5 protein-coding genes are annotated in these 23,786 nt (G+C 42.1%); all 5 read right to left on the bottom strand.

The genetic code is table 11. The annotated features are described in order from the left end of the window. Positions 1–5 precede the first annotated feature (5 nt). The 5 genes from EAE93_RS18560 to EAE93_RS18540 all read right to left on the bottom strand — a co-directional run bounded on the left by EAE93_RS18560 (position 6) and on the right by EAE93_RS18540 (position 23,603). A complete protein-coding gene (locus EAE93_RS18560; RefSeq protein WP_214040287.1) occupies positions 6–5,807 on the bottom strand; it encodes a type I polyketide synthase in 5,802 nt (1,933 codons plus the stop codon). A 17-nt stretch (positions 5,808–5,824) separates the two neighbouring features. After that, positions 5,825–10,297 (bottom strand): non-ribosomal peptide synthetase, encoded by a 4,473-nt coding sequence (locus EAE93_RS18555; RefSeq protein ID WP_214040286.1) that lies wholly within the window; start codon positions 10,295–10,297, stop codon positions 5,825–5,827. Between the two features lie 60 nt (positions 10,298–10,357). Next, positions 10,358–11,770, bottom strand: coding sequence for a serine hydrolase domain-containing protein (locus EAE93_RS18550; protein WP_214040285.1), 1,413 nt, complete (start codon positions 11,768–11,770; stop codon positions 10,358–10,360). A 74-nt stretch (positions 11,771–11,844) separates the two neighbouring features. Continuing rightward, positions 11,845–13,209, bottom strand: a complete 1,365-nt coding sequence (locus tag EAE93_RS18545) for an MATE family efflux transporter (protein WP_214040284.1) — start codon at positions 13,207–13,209, stop codon at positions 11,845–11,847. A 125-nt stretch (positions 13,210–13,334) separates the two neighbouring features. After that, complete coding sequence (locus EAE93_RS18540; RefSeq protein WP_214040283.1) at positions 13,335–23,603, bottom strand: type I polyketide synthase; 10,269 nt, start codon at positions 23,601–23,603, stop codon at positions 13,335–13,337. Between the last annotated feature and the right edge of the window lie 183 nt (positions 23,604–23,786).

Here is a 23,786-nt window from a genome sequence, read left to right as displayed (position 1 = left end):
ATCCACTAAAAGTTAAATTCTAAAAGACTCTCATCTTTAGGAATATCCAAATTCACTTCTGCATGCTTAACGTATTCAGAAATAGCAACATCCGAATGATTTAAGATATTATTGACCAGATCAATATATCGCTCTATGAAAAATTTAATCTTTTCACTGGTAAATAATGCACTCTTATATTCAAAGCTAAATTCATATCCACCGCCGATCTCTTTAACAAAGAACGCCAGGTCAAATCTGGAACTTTCTTGTTCTATTTCATATCGGCTTAACTTCAAATTAGGCATTTCAAAATCAGCCATGCCAATATTCATATATGAAAATACGGTATCGAATATCGGCATCCTATTTTTCTTTGGTTTTACATTTATTGCTTTAACGATTTCTTCAAATTGAATATTAGCATTATCAAATGATGAGACAACAACATCAGCAACAGAGTTAACTAAATCTCTAAAAGTTGTTGCTTCATCAAAATCAAATGGAATTGGAAGAAGGTTGACAAACATACCTATGACATCTTGCAACTCACTTTGCGGCCTACCCAATATGGGCGTTCCAATACAAAATTTCGTCTGCTTTGTTAAATCAGCTAATAGCAAGTAGTAGGTAGATATGAAGATCATGAAATTGGTCGCACCATCTCTACTGAACATATTAACCAATCGTTCTGTAGTTTCATTTTCTAAATAAAAGTAAAGTCTCTCCCCACAATCATCTGTGATATTTTCCCGTTCAAAATCACATGGGAGTTTAATTTCTGGTATGTTTTTCAGCTTTTCTAACCAAAAATCCTTTTGTGCTAATACCTTACAACTATTTGCTATTTCACTTTGCCAAATAGTGTAATCTTTGTACTGTATATTAAGAGGAGCTAATTCTATCCCCTGATAGATATCCAGAAAATCTCTCACGAAAATATCCTGAGATAAACCGTCAGATATAATGTGGTGAATATCCAAGAAGAATATATATTCATATTGTTTTAATTCAATAAGAATTAGCCTAATTAACGCGTCTTTATGTAAGTTGAATGGTTTTATTAACTGCTTTATCTGCTCTTTAACTTGCAGCGGATTTAATCCTGCTGTATTGAATTTAATATGCTTGAGTTCAACAGTGGGTTCTTTGTGACATTTTTGTCTTGGTTCGCCATTAACTAATATTATCGAAGTTCTAAGGGATTCATGTCGTTGGATTAACTTCTGTAGCGTTTCACTGAATTTTGCTATATCCAAGTGGCCGACAATATTAAAAACCGCGGTTTCATTATAAGCAACAGATCCTTTATCGAACATTTGTTGCAAATAGATACGTCTCTGACCGGGAGATAATGGATATGAATCCTGCTCAGCAACAGGTTGAATCGCCTGATACCCTGATGTTTCAGATTGACTTCCGGCAAATTCGGCAATTTCTTTGACCGTTGGATGTTTGAAGAAATAGGTCAATGGCACATCAATATTACAGCTCTTGTGTATCTGCGATAGTAAAGTGATCGCTTTAAGAGAGTTGCCGCCTAAATCGAAGAAATCATCCTCTATGCCTAACGGCTTGATACGTAAAAACGCTTCCCATATTCCAATCAACTGAGTTTCAATTTCGTTACCAGCGGTAATAAAATCACATTCAAGATCTGGCCTGCCTGAATACTCTTTATTGCTATTATCATGCCCTTGCTCTTCAAGCTGATTTGGTTTAGACCATTGCGCAATGCGGGCATTGATATCAGCGGTCGAGATAATTAAAGCGTCTTTTTCTTGATAATTGAGTACATCAGCCAGTAATAAGATACCTTCTTCTTTCGTTACCAATAAGTGCGACAAACTGGTGCCAATTTTTTCATTAATGTCACTCTTTACCGCGACTTCCCAACCATCCCAATTGATCAATGTCCAATTATTCTGGTTATATTGGTTGTGCTGAATGACAAACGCATCTAAATAAGCACTAGCGGCAGCGTAAGCATAGAAACCAAGTCCTCCTAAGATTGGAGCAAGTGATGAAATAACAACACAGAAATCATAATCAATTTCCGCTAACGCTTGCTCTAAGACTTTAATTCCTTTTTGCTTAGCTTCAAGATGCGCCTGAATGTAAGCCTTATCAGTTTCAATAATAGACCTTAGTGAAGCCTCTCCTGTAATTCCCGCCAGGTAGAATACGCCGTCTATCTTGCCATGATCTTTAATAACGTTTTGAACAAGTTCAGACATGGCATCTAACTCTTTCGCATCAGCTTGGATCAACTGCAACGAAGAAGCCTGTTTATCTATTTGTTGCCAAGAATTATCCAAATAAGCACTAGAGCGCGACGTAATAATTAAATTAGCTTGATATTCTTTAGCGAGGTAATTTGAAAACGTTTTACCAATAAAGCCCGCGCCACCAATCAATAAATAAGTCCCTTCCTTTTTCAGACTGACGTGATTTCGATCGGCTAAAGACACGTAAGGAACGAAATCCTCACACCACCTTCTGTTATTGCGATACGCAACGGTCTCGCTTCCACCATAGGCAATTTCAGCAAGTAACTTGGTCGCCCCGCAATCTGTTGCCATATCGCCAACATCTATCGCACGACAAGATAAATCCGGAAACTCTTGCCGGATCACGGTGCTGATTGCCATAACCGCCGCTGATGATGGATCAATGCTCTTTTCATTGCATACCACGACGGCATATTTCACCAGCAAAGTGATATTTTTAAGAGTACTGTCGGCTGTTTGCGCACGATATGACTTTAAGAGATGAAGAATCTGTGACAGCAATTCATCGACAGCCAGCGCTGAGTCAATGCAATCAATAACAATGTTCGATACAGAAACATGACTCTGTTCGAGCAACTTAAAGAATTGATTAAAGTCTTCTTGGTTATCGAGTCTAATTTGGTTTTCGCCATCCAGATCAAACACCTTCTCGTTGCCCACATGAATCTTTATTAATTTCTTGTAGTAACGTTGTAAGCTACTCTCCATACAGCATGTTGGCGCCGATGGCTGTCCGAGTCGTAGCAAGAGCGTTGTTTCATCACTTGATGGCGCATTTGATGTGCTCAACGGCTGTTGTTTCCAGCCATGTTGATAAAACCAGTCAGACATCCGCCCTTTCCTTTCAACTTTTTTCTCTGCTTCTATTGCGCTTGATGCGTTAGAGAAAATATTCAGGAAATTTGCTTCCTTGGGCCAAAAAACGCTTCTATCGAAGGCATATCCGGGCAATGGGATACGCCTGCAATTATCGGTAAATCGCACCTTATGCCAGTCAATCTGAACGCCTTGTTGCCACAGTTTACCCAACGCTCCCCAATATGAATAAGGCAGTTCTGGCGCCTTGATCTCTTCTGGCAGTAACTGGATAAGCACATTAGAACGCTCCTCCTTAGAATCATCTTGAGAGAGATATCGCCGTGTGAGATTGATCAGATCGCGGCCAACACCCACTTCAATAAAAATAGAGGCTTTGTGTTTTTCAATCAGGTGCTCAAATCCCTTGACGAAGCAGACTGTACGTTCAGCCTGTGCTGCCCAATATTCCGCTGACATTGCCTGCGAGGCAGTTAACGGCAGTCCCGTCACGGAAGAAATGAGCGGGATCTTTGGCGCACTGAGATTAAACTGAGCTATCACAGCCTGGAGTGCGCCATTAATTTGTTTCATCGCCGGCGAGTGCGCCGCATGCCTAGACTTGATTGGCGTGGTCAGAATACGCTTTTTCTTAAGTATCGCTGCGAACTCTTCGATATTTGCTTCCGATCCCGATACAACGCATGAGTCTTTATTGTCAATCGCCACAACTATTCCTGCCGGGCATATGGCGTTAACCTCTGCAACAGGCAGCGGGATACTCAACATCGCCCCCGTCGGCAAATCTTGCATGAGTTTGCCACGAGCAATCACAAAATTAATGGCATCTTCTAAGGAAAACACCTCTGCAATTGTCGCGGCGACCAATTCACCAAAGCTGTAACCAAGCAAGCTTGAGGGTTGAACGCCAAGTTCCATCAGGCAACGAGCGAGCGCATATTCAACAATAAAAATGGCCGGTTGAGCATACTTTGTTTTCTGTAATTCATTTGCAACACTATCGGTAAACCACCTTTCTTTCAGAGATTCACCTAAATGGTGAGACGCTATCGCAAGGCAATGGTCAACAATATCCCGGAATTCTGTATGAGTATCATACAAGGCACGCGCCATATTGGTATATTGCGCTCCCTGACCGGGCAGCAGAAACACAATTTGATGCTCTGCCCCAGACGCTTTTGTCGGTTGGGAACTGGGTTTTCGCAGGGCTTTAATTAAGTCGTCGCATGAAGAAGCAACCACTGATTTTCGATATTTATGATGTACTCGCCCCTCCTGCAATACATACGCAACGTCAGATAACCTGATGTCCTGCTTAGTCTGGAGCAAGTCAGCTAAATTATGTTGATTATTGGTGAGTGATTCAGGCGTTTCACCGGAGAGCAAGAATACATTCGGTAATGTCTCGGCCTCTGTTTTCAGAACGGTTGGTTCATCCGCTTCCGCTAAAATGATATGGGCATTCGTCCCGCCAATACCAAATGAACTGACGCCGGCAATACGTTTCTTATTTCCTGAAACTGCCCACTCCATTGGTCTATCTACGACTTTGAACGGCGTTTCTTCAATATGTAGCTTGTCGTTAGGCGCCTTATAGTGAAGGGTTGGTGCGAGTTTCTTATTTTTTAAAGACATCACCGTCTTTATGACACCGGCAACACCAGCCGCTTCATCCAGATGCCCGATATTACTTTTCACCGCACCAAGCATGCATAGATGATTCGAGTCGCCGAACACTTTAGATAGCGCCGATACCTCAATCGGATCACCTATCTCAGTAGCAGTGCCATGACACTCGATATAGCTAATCTCCTCCGGTTCAACACCAGCCAACATTTGAGCGCTGGCTATCACTTCCGCCTGTCCTTGAACACTCGGAGCGGTAAATCCAACTTTGCGCTGACCATCATTGTTTATCGCGGAGCCTTTGATCACCGCATGAACATAGTCATTATCTTCGATGGCTCTATCCAAAGGCTTAAGCAACAAAATGCCGACCCCACTGCCGCCAACAGTCCCATTGGAGTTAATGTCGAAAGGCCGGCAGTGACCATCCGCTGAACGCACCATGCCTTGCTGATAAAGGTAGCCGGACTCTTGAGGTAACGTTAAAGAAACCCCGCCAGCCAAAGCTAAGTCACAATCTCCACTCAAAATTGACTGACACGCCGTATGAATAGCAACCAGCGACGTTGAACAAGCGGTGTGGATCGCCACTACCGGTCCATTCAACCCCAGGCGATATCCGGTTCTTGTGATGATGGATTCAGGTAAATTCCAATTCACCACATCGAATGTTTCAGAGGGAGTGAGTTTGCTCTTTAATAAACTCGATATCCAAGGAATGTTTGAAGCCGCCCCGGCAAATAGACCTATTCTTTCATCACTATTTTGGCCTATATAAGCAGCGTCCTCCAATGCATGCCAACAGCATTCGTGTAACAATCGACACTGCGGGTCCATCTTATCAACTTCGTCTTTTAAATATCCGAAGATATGATTATCAAAGGATTTATAATCTGCAAGCGTCGCTTTAGCCGCTACAAAGTTGGGATTATTGATATCTTCTGCTTTATAACCATTAGCAAGGAGTTCATCTTGCGTGAATCTTTTAATGCTTTCTTTTCCTGATATTAAATTTTGCCAAAACTCCTCTGGGTTTTCAGCATCTGGAAATCGGCATGCCATGCCAACGATGGCAATATCAAATGAATCTGTCATAAGTTAATAACCCAAATTTAAATTGAAAGCATAGATAATTCAGAGATTAGTTGTTCAAGTTCAGTACTTGATAATGAAATGGTAGGAAAATCACTGGGTATATAAAAATCCTTGAAATCATAATTATTTAAGTCGATAAGTTCCTTGAGCTTACTCTCCATGACATTAATGATATTTTCAATTTTAGGAATATCTATCAACTGCTCAATGTAACTCACACTCACTTTACACCCTTGCTCCCAATAAATATTGAAATCAAAAGCTTCCGTATAGATATTATCCACACTGGAAATCGCATGAGGGTAAATTGACTTGATGTTCACAGCACCCTGATGAACCGATCCGGAAAAGTCACCTAAGTAATTGAACTTCGGTGCATTGTGAATACGATTTAAGTGTTTTTCTGTCGAGCAATGGCGAATGGATTGATAGGCCATACCATTATCATTAACCCGACGCATGGCTATTTTTGTCTTTTTTACATGGGAAGATATATTATCTTCACAGTGGCATATGAGTGGATAAATTGACGTGAACCAGCCGATATTATGGCTTAAATCCACTTCACTCTGTTGTGAACTTCTTCCGATACCTTCAAGCTCAACGGTAAAATTATTTTTATTAAAAGTTTTAAATAATGAGTAGGTAAACAGTGAGAAAAATAATTCATTGGGCTTGAGTTTCAATATTCCACATAATTTGGTAAAACTGTCAAAGTTAACACCGGCTATTTCACTGGTTAGCAAACCCACCGTTAATTTACGATTATATAAGTCTTGATACGTAAATAAAGAAGCGCCACTGATTTGCTGTTGCCAAAAGCCGATCTCATCAACACTGACTGTTTTTGCATAATGTTCAGTAAAATCAATCCATCTGGCGTAATTATTATTTTGTTGGCGTAATTTAAGCGGCTGATGATTTAAATGCTGCTCAACCAGTGTATTTAAGTCTGTTATCAAAATATGCCAGGATACGCCATCAATAATCAAATGATGGGCAATTAGCAGTAATTCGGTCTCGTTACCATCATCAAGGATAATTGCCTGAAATAGCGCAGATTCAGGCCAGCTTGACGCCTCCAGATGCGTTCTCGCCACATATTCCCGTTGCTCAAACCCCGTCACATTCACTCTGCGTGTTTTAACATGCCTCATCGCCTCCCGTACTTGTAAAGTAAAGTGTTTATCTTTTACATAGCTATTCAGGATTGGATGGAATGATACCAACGCATCCAAGATCTTATCCAACTCGGTTTGAGTTAAACATGATGGGAAAGATAAGGAGAGCATTTGGTGGTATATCTCTTTCTTTCCTAACAACAGGCCGCTAAACCATTTCATAATTGGCGTGGGCGAGAAAGTCGATATCTTGACGGCTTCTTCTGGCTCCATAAATATCGCCCGACTGTCAATATGGCGACACAATAATTTTGGCGTCGGTAACTGGAGCACTTCCTTCGCGACTACGCTAATGCCTTTTTTCTGGAGCAATGTAACCAACTGGATAGCTTTTATCGAATCACCGCCAGATTGATAAAAGTCACTGTGTATAGATAGCTCTGTACAACCCAATACCCGTCTAAACTCTTCGAGCACCGATATTTCTAAGGCGCTCATTTTCTCATTGTCATTAGTACCTATTTTATCATCTTCAAGCTCAAGCAATTTGGCGCTATCAACTTTACCGTTAAAGGTTAAAGGAATTTCACGAATACATTTAATCAATTGTGGAACCATATAGTGGAGTAAATGACTCGATAAATACTGTTTTAATTCTTCTCCACTGACAGCCGATCCCTCCGACAAAACAACAAACGCTTTTAAGATTGAGGCATCAGAATTAGCTTCGTCGATCACTATGGCGACATCCTGAACGTCCTTGTACTCGAGTAGCTTTGTCTCTATCTCTTCGATCTCAATTCGATGCCCCCTGATCTTGACCTGTTTGTCGATACGGCCTAAATAAGTGACTTGCCCATATTCGTTGCGATAGGCGAGATCACCGGATAAATAGGCTCGTTGTCTTGGATAAAATCGATCAGTAATAAATCTGTTCTGAGTCAACTCCGAACGATTCCAATAACCGGCGGATACGCCATTTCCAGCAATAACCATTTCACCTTTCATGTAAGGAATACAATGGCGTCCATAACCATCGACAATATATATCTGCGTATTGTCGATAGGCTCGCCAATCGGCACGGAAACGTCGCTATCTTTGGCGGGATCAAACTGGTGAATCATACAGCCAACCACGGTTTCTGTTGGGCCATATTCATTAAAAATGTCAGCTTTACCACCAAATTGAAGGTATGTGTGATTTGCAACGCTGACTTTTAAATTTTCGCCGCCAACGATAAAACGTTTAATCGCACAATGAGGGCCGATAATTTCATGTTGGATAGCGCGTAAATGTGACGGTGTACATTTCACGACGGTCGCCACGCCATCGTGAATAATATCGCTCAGGATAAAGTTTGATGTTTCTGTATATACCTTAATAGCCGAGCCGGAAATCAGCGCCGGGAACAGTGAAGTCACCGTTAAGTCAAAAGTCAGCGGTGTATAATATGCCGCGACATCAGATTTTTCGGGGTAATAAACTTGGGCGGCCCACCGGCAATAATTTACAAGCTCTGGTTGACGAATAATTGTCCCTTTCGGCAAACCTGTGGAACCAGAAGTATATATTAAATATGCTTCACTTGTCGGTTCACACCTGACTGGTAATGGCAATAAGTCATTTTGTGGCAAAGTTTCAGATAAAGCCGCACTATCGCAATAAGCAACACCTGCCGGCAGTAATGATGCCCAATCCGGGTTTGTAATAACTAATACACATTCGCTATCGGACAAAATATATTTTATTCTTTCCTGCGGTAAATCCTTTTCAAGCGGAATATATGTCGCGCCAACGGCCATAATAGCCAGTAAAGTTGCGATTTGCTCTGCGCTTTTAGGAAGCAAAATAGCCACTCGAGATCCGCCAGAAACCCCGTGATTTAAGAGATTAGCGCTGATTGTGCTAACTAAGATCCGAAGCGCTTGGAAAGTCAGTGATCTATTTTCTTCAATGATTGCCAGCCGATCTTTATTGCTTTCCACACTCTGTTCAAATAACGATATCACCGTTGCAGCGGTCGGTTCGGCATTGTTAGCCCCCGTTTCAATCAGCTTAAGATTATCTTCTCTTAATGGCGCAACCATCAGCAACTGGCGATGTGGATCAACACTAACTTCATCCAGAATCTCAATTAATAAATTAATTACTGCGTCAATCTGCGGCGGCGTATATTCCTCTACTTTATAGTCACAATATATTTTTGTCGTTCCCTCATTCAATAACTCTTTAAAAAGGAATTGAATTGAATATTGCTGTTCACCGGGGAATATATCCTCGACAATCAATGGGTATTCACCCAGAACCAACTCATATTTAGTGTTAGCATAGTTGTAGCTAACATCAAATAAATCATTAACCGATGCCCCGGCTCTCGTCTCTTTAACCAACTCGGTGTAATCATATTTTTGGTGTCGGTATATTCGATTATTATTCTCTAAAGCTGATTTAATTAAACTGGAGAAATCGGTATATTCATCCACTGCTATTTGTGTCGGAACAGTAGATACCGTCATTGAATTCCGCACAAGGTTGGTCTTTTTCCTACCATGAAGTGGTACACCAAAAGAGACTTGTTTACTCCCTGAAAGCCGGGATAGCAAAAGAGCAATAACAGCATAGTAGAATACGTTTTCTGTACATCCTAATGTTGCGCAGACATGCTTTATTCTCTTTGATACCTGATGAGGAATATCATAAATTTTCCGTATGGCTTTGGTTGAAAGAGTTCTATTGCCCAAAATAAAGTTGCTGTTTTCTCCCTTGCCAGCCAGGAAATTACGCCAAAATAACTTATCCTTATCATATTGACGACTAGATGAATATTTTTCTTCTAATGCTAAAAAGTAACTTTGATCATCGCTAAACTCACAATGCACAACATCATTCAATGGATTATTATAACACTCACAAACCCTGGCGATAATATTTTGCATCGTCACGCCATCACAAACTAAGTGATGTATTTTGATTAAAAATCCACATTTTGAATCAGACACTTTATACAAACAAAAATAATATAAGCATGTCCCTAAATCCATTTTCCGAGACATACACGCTTCGCGCCATTGTTCAAATTCTCTTTGTGGATTTTCTCTATTACGAAAATCAATAAAATCGATATTATTTTCCGCTCGGCTATCTAAAACCAGTTTCGGTGGAATCTCATCATTTAAAGTGAAATTTAGACTTTGGGTTTCTTTAATCACTCTCTGTATCGCATTAGTTAACCTTGTGAAATCCAATTCCGTTTCAACACTACAAGTACCACCAATATTAAACATGCTGGTCCCTTGGTGTTTCAACTCAGTTACCCAAACGCCTTTTTGAATCCCTGTCATTTCATATGATTTGCTACTAATAGACATAATTAAATCCGTATAAATTTAAATTCTGAACATTTTAAAAAAATCAAACCTCTATCAAACTCAATGCACTGAGCGGTGACGATATAAAACCTGAGAGAACAGAGAGAGACAAAGGAGCAAAAGAAGCACAAGAGAACAATACAAAACCCAAAAGCTATTAGGCATCCAAATCATAAATGTCGCCCAAGATAATCCAAGCAACAAATTTGGCAAGGTCAACATGACCAACAGAGCAATAATGAATAAAGCAGATAAAATTGTCGCTTTCACAACGCCAAAGTTTGCAAGCCAACTTATATTTTTTCCTTTTAAGTTTAAATAAATTAACAAGAGGCAAGCCAAAATCACAAATACACTAATAATGAGAAAAGTTCTATCAAAAGTATCAAATAACTCAAGCTCTTTAACGGTACTTAGCCCGGTAAATTCACCACCTTGAGCAAGCTGTTCCATTGCTTGCTTGCCAAGTTCAAAAGTAATATTGCTATTAACATTTGCCATCACAGCAACCGCAGCGCCAGAATCCAGATCAACGGCAACGTAACTAGAGAACGTTGGATTCATTCCTGTATGAAATACCCTGTTCCCCTGTTTATACCATCCCAAGGTATATATCGTTTTCTCACTTTCGTTGGTATCGACACCCAACTTCCCTGAAAAGACCCGTTTTTTGGCATTAAGGAGAGTTGAATCCGTATTGCTGCCTAAAAATCTCAACCAGTTAAGCATATCGGACGCATTAGTTTGTATATATCCTGCGGGTACATTAGCTAAGACAAATGGTGCATCGTATGGTCTGGCTTGCAAAAAACTGATTTGATGGCCGATTGCCTTTTTCGCCACATCTGGAAGAACGGAAGTCCCATTCATCTGTAGCGGCGACAAAATATAGGTTCTCAGCAGTTGTTGATAAGATTGCCCAGAAACTTTCTCCATCATTCTGGCTGCAATATCGTAATTAAGTGTGGCGTATGCATGTTGCTGCCCCGGCATCGTCTGGAGGTTAATCAGCTTAATCTCATCGATAACTTGCGAAAGCCCCTTTTCAGGTTGGGAATAAAGCATATCAATGGTTTTAAAAGGCAGGCCCGATGTATGGTTAAGCAATTGCAAAAATGTCACATCAACGTTTTCACCAGCGTAAATTGTTTTTATCGATGGCAATATTGATGAAACTGTGGTTTGAGGCAATATTTTGCCTTCCTCTATCATCTTGGCCGCAATTAAACCGGTAAAAGATTTACTTACTGATGCCAGCTCAAAAATAGTCTCTTTATCTAAATTTTGCGCACCGTTTCTATTTTCATTTGTTAGCAATATTACGCCTGATTTTTTATTCTTGTCGACCGTCACCATAACTAATTCAGGTATCTTGCCAAACTCCATATATTGCAAAATTTGACTTTTCAGATTCTCATCTGCCGAACTCACGCCGGAAAATAGAAGCAGGAAAACCATAATAAAACACTTCATAACAGCCCCATTCACATTTAATATTCTATTTCACTTCACACCAAACATTTCCAATCGAATAATTAATGCCACTTTCACAATCTATCTAAACATGCTTGTTTAGAAACTAAATTTCCTAGCGCGATTAGAGAAAGCACAACAGCCAGAATAAATACCAGTAAGTCCACCGAAAATAGAATCAGAGGAAAGCATTCAACACCAAACAAAAAAGACAATGAAAAAGTTAAAGCAACCTGCAAGAAAAGTTTAATGAAAACCAATAACATCGAATATTTCTCCTTTTTTACGCTTTGTAGAAAGCCGATAAATACCAACAATCCACCAAGGAAGAACAAGCCTAAAAAAATAAAAAATGAAATATTCAAAACCGTTAATAACAGATTTTTATCATCAGTGAATAAGCCATATAGATGTTCCGGCAACGCAACAACCAGTAAAGTCATTGATATTGAATAAAATGCAGCATATAACAATGCCACTTTCAATGACTTTATACAGCGATGATATTTTTCCGCGCCAAAGTTATAACTTGATAAAGTTTGCAACGCCGACATCATGGCTATCAACGGTAAGACGACAAAGCTTAATACCCGGAAAACCAAGCCGAAAGCACTAATCATATCACCTGAGTTTTCAACTCCACTCGCTTTGATGAGATAATTGATAGTGAAAATAAGTATCCCATATGACAAATTGCCAATCAGTGTCGGCAATCCGATAAGCACTATATCCTGGCACTCTTTCACGTCTATACCGAAGTAAGTCGGCGAGAGAGTAAGACGAGTATGATCACTATAAAAGAGCAGTACGGCACATATTAGCGCGACAGTATTTGCCAGTATTGTGGCAACCGCGGCGCCAAACATTCCCATGTCGAATACAACAATAAAGATAGCATCAAAAACAACATTAAGAATAGATGCACAGAGCATGATTGAGAACATGGCATTGGTTTTACCTTCTGCTCGTAACAGATCACCCAAAATAGTCGCTATCATGATAATAGGCGCGCATAAAGCCAATGGCATGGCATAATCCAAAGCATAATTAATTATGCTTTCCGTCGCTCCAAGAAATAATAAAACCTCTCGCGCCCATGTTAGAAATAATATGCCAAAACAGATAGCACATACTCCCGCCATAAATATAGCTTGTGTCGCCACTCGATTCGCCAAAGCAGGTTTATTCGCGCCTAGAAATCTCGCTACTAAAACGGCAGCGCCCGCTCCCAACATAACCCCGACCGCACCGACTAATAACAAGACGGGGAAAAATATTGAAAAGCCTGCCATAGCATCTTTGCCAATATATTTAGTAATAAAGATAGCGTCAATTATTCCATAAAGCCCCTGAATTGACATGCCAAAAAATACTGGAATTGATAGTTTTAAATATGCAAAGGGCACAGAATCATTTGCCATGAAATCGGTATTTTTCAATGACATCTCCAATACAAAATGAATATTTTTAAATTTGATATTGCTATATAGCGTGCAAGTGAGATTTTCCAACTTAAATTAATATCGCGTCATAGCTCTCATAACAAGAGCTATGACCGCAAATATCACTCTAGTTTTTCAATCACGAGTTTGCCAATCACGCTCTCAAGCAATTGTTTAAATAACGTCATTGTGCCGGTGATGTCGTTGGCATTGAGATTTCGATTATCAACGGCAATCAGTTTCCGAAGAGTTTCGGTCATACCCGCCACAGTGTCCGCCCACCATTGCGCATGATCAGGTATTGCCATCGCAAGGAAACGATGAAGAAGCTCCAACTGTAATAACCACCGTTTTATAAACTGCTCCAATTCACTCGATGTCATCGCCAATAACAACTCCGGGCTTTCCATCAATTTATTAACCGCACTTATACCAACATAATGGTGTATTGGCGTGTTTTCGTCCGTAATAGCCGTGTGAGTCTGTAATCCCGACAGGGTTTTATCTAGCGTCCCGCGTAATAGATGGTCAGTGGATAAAAACGCTCCAGTTTGAACAACCGATATAGCAAGATAAGGACGAGATTTATGATACACCTCGTGAGATTTCATAAACTCAAGTCCTTTGAAACCGATAACAGTTTGCGCGAACTCATGATCACTTATTTCACCAAAGTAATTAAAGCTCCCGTCATAAACTTGATAGCCTCCTGGCGTGCGCCCAACCAAAACAAATGCATGTGGAATAACCTCTTCCTCATCGATTTCCAGATTATCAAATAGAGGCCGGAGTAAATATTCACTATGACTCAAGCCGTAAGAAGGGGAAAACGGTAAGTGGTAATCTGAACCGGTGACAATAACCAGTTTTCCTTTCTCCAGTTCCGCTATGCAATACGCGGTGTAAGATGCCAAATCGTCAAAAAACTGCTTGTGATAGGAAAACGAGAAACTTTCCTGCAACTGAGGCCAATCCAATAATGCACCATAATTCTGATAGTCATTCAGAATATTGCCTTGTGAGTCTGAGGGCCGCACGCTAAAACCAAACAGTAAGCTTCCATCCGATGCTCGCATTAAGCTATTTGGACAATTCAAGCCATAATCATGCTTTAGTTTCTCTCTCACTGCCGAATACATACAGCTCACATCACTGCCATAAAACTCAGGCTTGAACTGTGTATTGTACTGCCAGCCGCTCGAGATAGATGGACGAGGCGTATCGATCAAATGGATGATCTCATTCAGGCTCTTTCGCGATAGCAGCATATTCATATCAACGGGAATTTTTACAGACTTCGCTTTCGCGACGACTTGCACTGCGGATAGTGAATTACCCCCTAATGTGATGAAATCATCTTCCCCGTTCACCTCACTGACACCCAGTACATCTTTCCAAATAACCTTAAGTTCTTCTGCCATACTCTTTGGCTGCATAACGTCAGAAACTTGGCTTCTCGCTACACTTTGTGTAGACAATTGGGTTACGTCAGAGTCAACTTTACCTGAGAAAATGGCTTGTAGCCTTTTCACATCTTTAGGATATTCTTTACCTCGAATCGGCATAGGAGGAAGGTTTACCGAAGGTGCAACTGTCTCGTTCAATTCATGCTGCCAATCGACATTGACGTTCAACAGTGACAACATGCCCAGACTTTCCATGAGGCAAGACGCCTCTTCTTTGCCACGACTGATAAGAGAAAGACAGACATGTTTTGTATTGAAATCTTGATGGTGTTTAATCAGGGACGACAAACCATTTCCAGGCCCCACCTCGACGAAAATAGCATCACCGCTTGCCAGTAATTCCTCCAGTCCTTGAGTAAAGCGCACCGGTTCACGAATTTGGCGAACCCAATAGTGCGGTTCCACCATCAGATTTTTAGTACTCAATTCTCCGGTCACATTAGAGATGATAGGAAGTTTGGGTTCAGAGAGTTTCACGTCACCGATAACTCGCTCATAATCAGCCAAAATTGGCTCCATATAGCGGGAATGGAAAGCACGGCTGACTTTAAGACGCTTCGTCTTGATTGCTCTGGATTCGCAGAGTTGCTCAAATGCGGTGATTTCCTCATCTGAACCGGAGAGCACACAAAGTTCGCTGCTATTATTGAGCGCGATTTCCAAGCGACCAAACAACATGGTTTGAGCCACTGTTGCCGAACACATAACAGATAACATAGCGGCGGCTTCAGTGGACTGCATCAAGCGGCCTCTGGCACAAACCATCCTAATAGCATCAGCGAACGAGAATATTTCAGCAACCGCTGCTGCAACATATTCACCTAAGCTATGACCCAACATCGCTGTCGGTTTAACGCCATAAGATGCGAGAACCTGCACCAGTGAATACTCAATAATAAACATTAACGGCTGGGCAAACTCGGTATTATACAATTTCTCATCATCTTCTCCTGAGAGGAAAAGCTGTTTTAAATCAATCGCGCAATACTCACTGGCGATTTCAAATCCTCGATCACACCATGTTTTGAACAGATCATTGGTGTGATAGAGCGAAAGTCCCATCGCTGCATATTGCATGCCTTGTCCCGGGAACAAATAGACCACTTTTCTCTCTGACGTCATGCCGTTGTAGAGATAATCAGAAGATGATGACGACAAGCGCTGCAATAAACCTTCACGATCCCGGCTATAAGCAACAAACAGATAAGGCATAACGTCTCTTTGCATTAGACTCAATGCCATCTCATTAATGTGACTATCAACTACGTTGCTTTGTATTGCTCGCTTCAACTGCTTCTTATAGCTGTCTAACGACTTTTCATCAGGGGCCGATAATACGATAGGCAGAACAACTGGCTGCTCTTTGGTCAGTGTTTGTCGATTGACACTTGACGCTTGTTCAAGCACCACGTGCGCGTTCGTACCACCGATACCAAACGAGCTAACACCCGCTCTTAGCAGTCCCTGAGAATCATCAAGTCGGCTGTATTGATTGCTGATAATGAATGGGCTGTTGACAATATCAATTTCCGGGTTGATTCTGGCAAAATTGATTGTCGGCGGCAGCTCTTTATATTTAAGCGCCATTGTTGCTTTTATCAGTCCGGCAATACCCGCTGCCGAATTCAAGTGTCCGATATTGGATTTTACACTGCCTAATTTGCAGAAGTTTTTCTTATCAGTAGCAAAGGCGTGTTTAAGCGCTTTAAATTCAATCGGGTCCCCCAGATGGGTGCCCGTACCATGCGCTTCAACAAAGCTTAACGTGTCTGCCGAAACATTCGCATCTTTAAGCGCGGCTTGAATCACGTCAATTTGCCCCTGATAACTTGGCGCGGTGTATCCAACCTTTCTGCCGCCATCATTATTAATAGCCGTGCCTATGATGGTCGCATAGATATTGTCGTTGTCTTTCAGTGCTTGTTGAAGTGGCTTTAATACCACAACGCCAACGCCATCACCAAAAACCGTCCCACTGGCTTGAATATCAAATGGGCGACACTTCCCATCTTTTGCATGGATCATTCCCTCTTCAGAGAGATAACCGGCTTTTGTCGGTAAAGTAATGGAGACGCCGCCAGCAAGCGCGATATCACATTCTCCAGCCCTCAGGGACTTGATTGCCTCATTGACGGCAACCAGAGACGATGAGCAGGCGGTTGACAACACCATACTTGGGCCGGTCAAATTCAATTTATAGGAGACAATGGTCGCCATATAATCCTTATCCGCCACTGTCATTGCACTATATTGGCCCGCACTTCCCTCGGCCGTCGCCATCGCCTGAGCTAACCACTGCAAATTGCCTGACGCTGCCGCATAAAGACCAATTTTGTGTCTGCTTTCTTTGGGCTTAATTCCAGCGTCTTGCAGTGCCTGCCAGCAACATGTATGGAAGGCGCGAACTTGCGGGTCCATTTGCCTTGCTTCGTAAGGTGTATAGCCAAAAAAGGTCGCATCAAACTCACCCGCGTTAGGAAACACCCCTTTCGCTCTGATGTAGTTGGGATTATCTAATAGCGCCTGATCTATCCCCTCTTCAAGCAGCTCTTCTTTGCTGAATATCGATATGGATTCTTTGCCGTAAGTGAGATTCTGCCAAAAGTCGTAAATGTTTTCGGCTTCTGGGAATGTCGCAGCAATACCAACAATGGCGATTTTTTTACTGATATCAGCATCGAGATCTTGGCTCGGTTGACTATTCAATGGAGCATCAAATTCTGCTGCTTTATTATTTTCAACCGAATCTAATGATATTTCCCCCACCATCATGGCGTTTTGCTCAATAATAAAACCCGCAAGTAATTCCGATGTCGGATAACTGAACATATCCACCACGGACAAATCAATATAAAGCGCTTCAGTAATACGCTTATTGACCTGAACCAGATCCAGTGAATTTGCGCCCAATTCAAAGAAGTTATCACCACTATTAATCGAATGGATTTTTAAGAAGTCTTGCCAAATCTCCATAATAGTGTCGATGATCTGTTGTTTTGAAAATATTTGCTTTGAGCATGTCTGCCTTGAATGTGCTGAATGGGATTGATTAGTAAAAGGTCTAATATGGGCGCCGACCCATTGTTCAAATCTCTTATTCAGATCCCCGGTAGAAACAATTAACTGTGCCTCAAGAGGTGACTGTAAAACACGCTCTAAAATATAAAGACCTTCATCCGGCTCAATTAATAGCTGTTCTAATGAAGAACCTATGGCGTCATCAGCATTTTTACGCTCAAATACCCAGCCATCCCAGTTGATACTAATCCAAGGCTTGCCCAACTGATTTTGTTGTTTCGCAAATGCATCAGCAAAAGAACTCACTGAACTGTAAGCCGAGAAGCTTAAGCCCCCCAAAATAGCCGCAATGGAAGAGCATAAAATACAGAAATCAATTTGTTTGTGTTCTAATAGTTCTGCAAGCAATTGGTAAGAGTAAACTTTTGTATCAAACTGAGGCTGACAGTTCTCCATAGTAATATGGTTAATGCCTTGGAAAGAATCTCCCCGCGTCACACCAGCCGCACAGATCACCCCATTTAACGAGCCATATTGTGCTTCAATGTGAGTAATGAGCGCTTCCATCTCCTGCCGATCACAAACGTCCGCTGCGTAGTAATCAATATCGCCTTCATTAATCAGAGATAATTGATGTATTCGATCAATAATTTCTGACTGAGGATGGGCTTTTACTTCAACATCACCCCACTGCGCTTTTTGCGGTAAATCCCTACGCCCCGATAAAATCACCTTAGCGCCATATCGCGTCACTAAGTGTTCTGCAAACAGCAAACCCAGATCACCCAATCCACCGGTAATCAGATAAACACCCTGTTTTTTGAAAAGCTGTTTTTTGGCAATAACGTCGGTAATCAGTTCATTATTCTCAAGCTGTTGATAACGCTTTTCAAATCGTGCTTGTTGAGACCATTTGACAATAAAACTCATATCGCTTGCTGTTAATTCTTGAGCAAGAATATCGCATGCTGCCTCAATAGATTCAGCCGTATCTAATTCAATAATTCGAGGATGGCATTTCGTGACTTCTTGAGCGATAACTTTAATTAAGCCATTGAGCAGACTGTGTTCCGGTAGTGCTGTAGTCGCCAATAATAAACGAAATTCAGATAAACGACCCAATTTCCCCCACGATTGCAGTAATAAGATGACAGAAAACCAAGATGTCGTTATGTCTTTGGTACCGGAAAGCGGCCAGGCAAAAATAATTGAGTCCGGCAAGAAACTCGAATTGACTAGTTCAGTCATCAAGTTATCAAAACTATTTTTATCTCCCGGTGTAACGCCGATTACTTGGCCGTCAACATAATACGCCGGCGACGGAATAACGAATTTAAGTTTTTGTCCCTCTTGGCTAAAACGCTCAGTAAACGCATCACACCACGCTAAACTCGGCACAAAACAGACGATATTATTTGCCTGTCCGGTGTTTTCAGTCGGTAATTCGACAGCTTGCCACTGTTCGGTATATAACCACTGCGTTAATTCTTTTTTAGTTATTTTGGTTTCAGATGTCCGACCGGTCGTGGTAGAGGAAATATGATACTCACTTAAACTTGGCTCTCTGATGAATTGATAGCCTGGAAGACTAATACGCCCCGGAGAGACATTTTGGTATAAGGCAGTCCAATCGATAGAAATCCCCAAAGACCAAAGCTCTGCTAATACCTTAAGCAGGCAGGCTCGGTCACTCTCTTCCTCTAGTGGATGACGTAACAGATTAAACACGGAAATATTCGCGTGACTATCCGCTATTTGCTTCACAAAAGTCGAAAGAGTGCGTCCCGGACCGACTTCTAAAAATACGTTTAGCGCCGGCTCTTGCAGGCAAGTTTCAATGCCTTGTTGAAATTCGACGGCTTGGCATAAGTGCTTGATCCAATAATCGGCTGAACATGCCTCTTCCGGTTGTATCCACCGGCCTGTGACGTTTGATAAAAACGCCGCTTTTGGCGCTTTAAAATCCACTTTATCCAGTTCCGCTCGAAACTTATCAACGCCGGGCAACATCATCGCCGTATGAAATGCATGCGATGTCTTCAATAATCGACAACGGTAATTCTCTTGTGACAATCGCGCTTGTACCGCTTTAACCTCTTCCAAAGGACCCGCGATAACACATGAATTAGGCGAGTTAATCGTAGCCAGTGTCACTAAGTCCGTCAGAAATGGCGCAACTTTTTCTCTGCTCGAAGCGACACTGAGCATGGCTCCCGGTTCACACTCCTGCATAATGAGACCACGTGAAGCAACCAATTTAAGCGCCTCTTCCAATGTCATCACTTCTGCCAATGTCGCGGCGACATACTCTCCCACACTGTGACCAATCATTGCATTGGCCCGGATGCCGAAACTTTCCAGACACTTCGCCAGTGCATAAGAGATAACAAAGATAACCGGTTGGGTGATGCGGGTATTTTGCAGTTCAATACTACGTTCTTCTGCATCCTCTCCATCGCTATACAGAAGCGATAGCAGATCAATATCAAATTGTTCACGTAGCAGTTGATGGCACTCATCCACTCTAGTTTTGAAGATGTCTAGCTCATGATATAAACCTTTCGCCATCTCGACATATTGCGCTCCCTGCCCCGGGAACATAAAGACAAGACCGGGTGCATTGTCTGAAATCTCACGTCCCTCAGACTTACCACTTGCCAAACGAGACAACATGGCGCTCAGTGTTTCAATGCTATCCACAACCGCTGACGAACGGACATCAAACTCACCTCGCCCTAATTGCAACGTGTAAGCCAAATCGGTCAGATTGGGTTCTTGATCTGCATGTTGGATATGGTCATGCAGTTTACTCGCTATTTTAGCTAAACCTTGCTGGCTCTTGCTTGACAGCACAACAAGTTCTGGACGCTCATTATCTCTCTTTACCGGCTGCGCTATCGATTTAACCGTCAAGTGCACATTGGTTCCACCAATACCAAAGGAACTGACTCCCGCGGTTCTAATCTCATTATCACTCTTCCAATGCCTTGATTTATCGATCAAAGTGAATCGAGTGTCAGACAATGAGTCAGGGATCGTTTCCGTAACATGGCATGACATCGGCAATGTTTGGTGTTTAAGCGCCAATATCGCTTTAATAAAGCTTGCTACGCCCGCCGCTGTATTGGTATGACCGATGTTGGATTTAACACTCCCCAAAACACAATTTTTGTCACTTGCCCCAAGCGCTTCTTTGATACCCTCAATTTCAATTTCGTCACCAACCAAGGTCGCAGTGCCATGCGCTTCCAGAAATTCAATATCTTCGGGTTTAACACCGGCCATATTTAAGGATTGGCGAATACAATTTGCTTGTCCATTCGCATTAGGAGCGGTGTATCCCGTTTTGTCACGACCATCATTGTTGACGCCAAAACCCGCGATCACACCATAGATGTTGTCATTATCCCTCAGTGCATCCTCTAGCCTTTTGAGTGCAACCATCCCCAAGCCATCACTAAATACTGTGCCGCTCGCTTCTTTGGTAAATGGGCGGCAGTGACCATCAGAACTGTTGACCATCCCTCGCGCATAGACGTAACCGCTTTTAACCGGTGTAGTAACCGATACCCCACCAGCTAATGCAAGATCACATTGATGAGTGTATAAACTCTGACAGGCTAAGGTGATAGCCAACGCAGAACTGGAACAGGCGCTTTGAACCGTCACAGCCGGTCCGGTTAGATTTAGTTTGTAAGCAACACGAGTTGTCAAAAACTCTCGGTCATTCAAAAGCGCAACACCAAACTGCTCCGTTGAATCCGTCACCTCTTTTTTTAATCGCTCTAACCATTGATGATTCGAGCCACAAGAGGCAAAAAGCCCAGTTATCGGTCTATATTTTTGATTGCCGTATCCGGCATCATCAAGTACCTGCCATGTCGCTTCATGTAACAACCTGAATTGAGGGTCCATATACTGAGCTTCACGAGCCGTATACGTAAATGCCTCTGGATCAAAATCAAACGAGCTAGATAACACGCCCTTGGCTTTGATGTAATTGTCCAACTGCAAAATAGTGGAAGGAACGCCTGCTTCAAGTAACTCCTCATCTGAAAAAAAGCTGATACCTTCATGACCTTCTAGCAGATTTTGCCAATATTCTTGAATGTTCTCACTGCCCGGAAAGCGCCCGCTCATTCCCACAACCGCAACCGCGTGTTGGGGGTAATTGTTCTTAGCTTCTTCGCTTGAAACGGATATTGGCGATGTATTCTGAGGTGTGCGTTTGCTCTTTGGTAACGTTTGGCTATTACCTAGCGAGCAAATATGCTGAGCTAATTTCTCACAGTTGCTATGACGATAATAATCACTGATTTTTAGGCTCAAGCCATACTCGGTGTTAACCTTATCATGTAATTGCGCAATATCGAGTGAACTCGCCCCCGCATCAAAAAAGTTGTCTTTAAGGGTAATCGCATCTTTTGCAAAATGCGTTTTCAACATCTCAAGTAACGCTGTTTGTAAACTGACCTTATCAAATGAATGCGCTTGGTGTACTTCTGCAACCTTCGCATGCTGAGCTGTTTCTTTTTGGATATTCGCGACGGGTTTAAACTCAAGGCGATTCGGCAATGATTGATATTGTAGATCCGCCAACGAAGGCTGCGCCCCGTCTTCATATTCCTGCAAAATGATGTGCGCATTGGTTCCCCCCACGCCAAATGCGCTCACCCCTGCCAATCGCACGTCACCATTACTGACGTCCCACGGTTTGGTTTCGGTGTTTATATAAAAAGGCGTGTTGTCCAAATCCAGTTTTGGATTAGCTTTTTTAAAGTGCAACGTAGGCACTAATGTTCTGAAATAGGCGCAAAGCGCTACCTTGATAAAAGCCAAAACTCCGGCGGCTGCGTCGCAGTGACCAACATTAGACTTTACCGAGCCTAACGCGCACGAGCCATTCCCCTGAAAAATGCTTTTTAACGCGGATAATTCAATAGGATCGCCAAGTAAAGTACCGGTTCCATGCGCTTCGATATAACTAATTTGTTCCGCGTCCACTTCTGAATACTCAAGCGCATCCTGAATCACACTCTTCTGCCCCAATTCGCTGGGCGCGGTAAAGCTGATTTTGTCACTGCCATCATTGTTTACCGCACTGCCTTTAACGATGGCAAAAACTCTATCGCCACTCTGGATAGCATCCTCAAGGCGTTTTAACGCAACAACGCCAACCCCGTTACTGAATACGGTACCGCATGCATTCTCATCGAATACGCGAGTTTTGCCATCAGGGCTGTTAATCATCCCTTCTTGATATAGATAACCACTTTTATGAGGATGGGTAACACTCACCCCGCCAGCTAATGCAACGTCACACTCGCCGGCTTGTAACGCCTGACATGCCATGTGTATCGCCACCAAGGATGTCGAACATGCAGTTTGAATGGTGACCGATGGCCCTCTTAGGTTCAGTAAATAGGAGATCCGCGTACAAAATGAGGGATCATTTAAAGTAGCAACATGGAACTGCTCAGCCGCTGAACTAAATTGTGTATTAAGCTCTTTAAACCAGGACCATTGGCTACTTGCTCCGGCAAAAACCCCCACCTTTCCTTGGTATGTTTTAGAGTCGATATTGGCATGATTTAAAGCTTGCCAGCAGTTTTCTATCATTAAACGGATCTGCGGGTCCATCCTTACGGCATCAGAATGGTTAATACCAAAGTAATCTGCGGCAAATTTAAATGGATGATTAATTATTCCCTTTGCCGAAATATAGTTTTCTCTCGAATACTCTTCTTTTGAAATTCCATTGGCTTTAAGTTCGTCTTCAATAAATGAGCTGATACCATCTACACCGCCTCGCAACATTTCCCAGAATTCACTTACGTTATCAGCGCCAGGAAATTGCCCAGCCATGCCGACTACAGCAACCTCAAGTCCAGTAAAACTATTTTCCATAATTAACCTTTGTTTTCGTTGTTACACAGGCGAGTAATAGCAGGATATCAATGCTCATACGGTGCTTGGTTATTATTCAACGTACACTCCAAATCTGGAGCCAATAGAGCTGATCCTAATAGTCATGATTGAGCATCTCAGAAATAATATTTACTTTTCGAATAAATAGACGTCCAAGATACT

This window comes from Photorhabdus akhurstii (assembly GCF_018448925.1).
Lineage (GTDB): Bacteria > Pseudomonadota > Gammaproteobacteria > Enterobacterales > Enterobacteriaceae > Photorhabdus > Photorhabdus akhurstii.
Note: the sequence above shows the minus strand (reverse complement) of the source record. Positions and strands in the feature narration are given on the sequence as shown.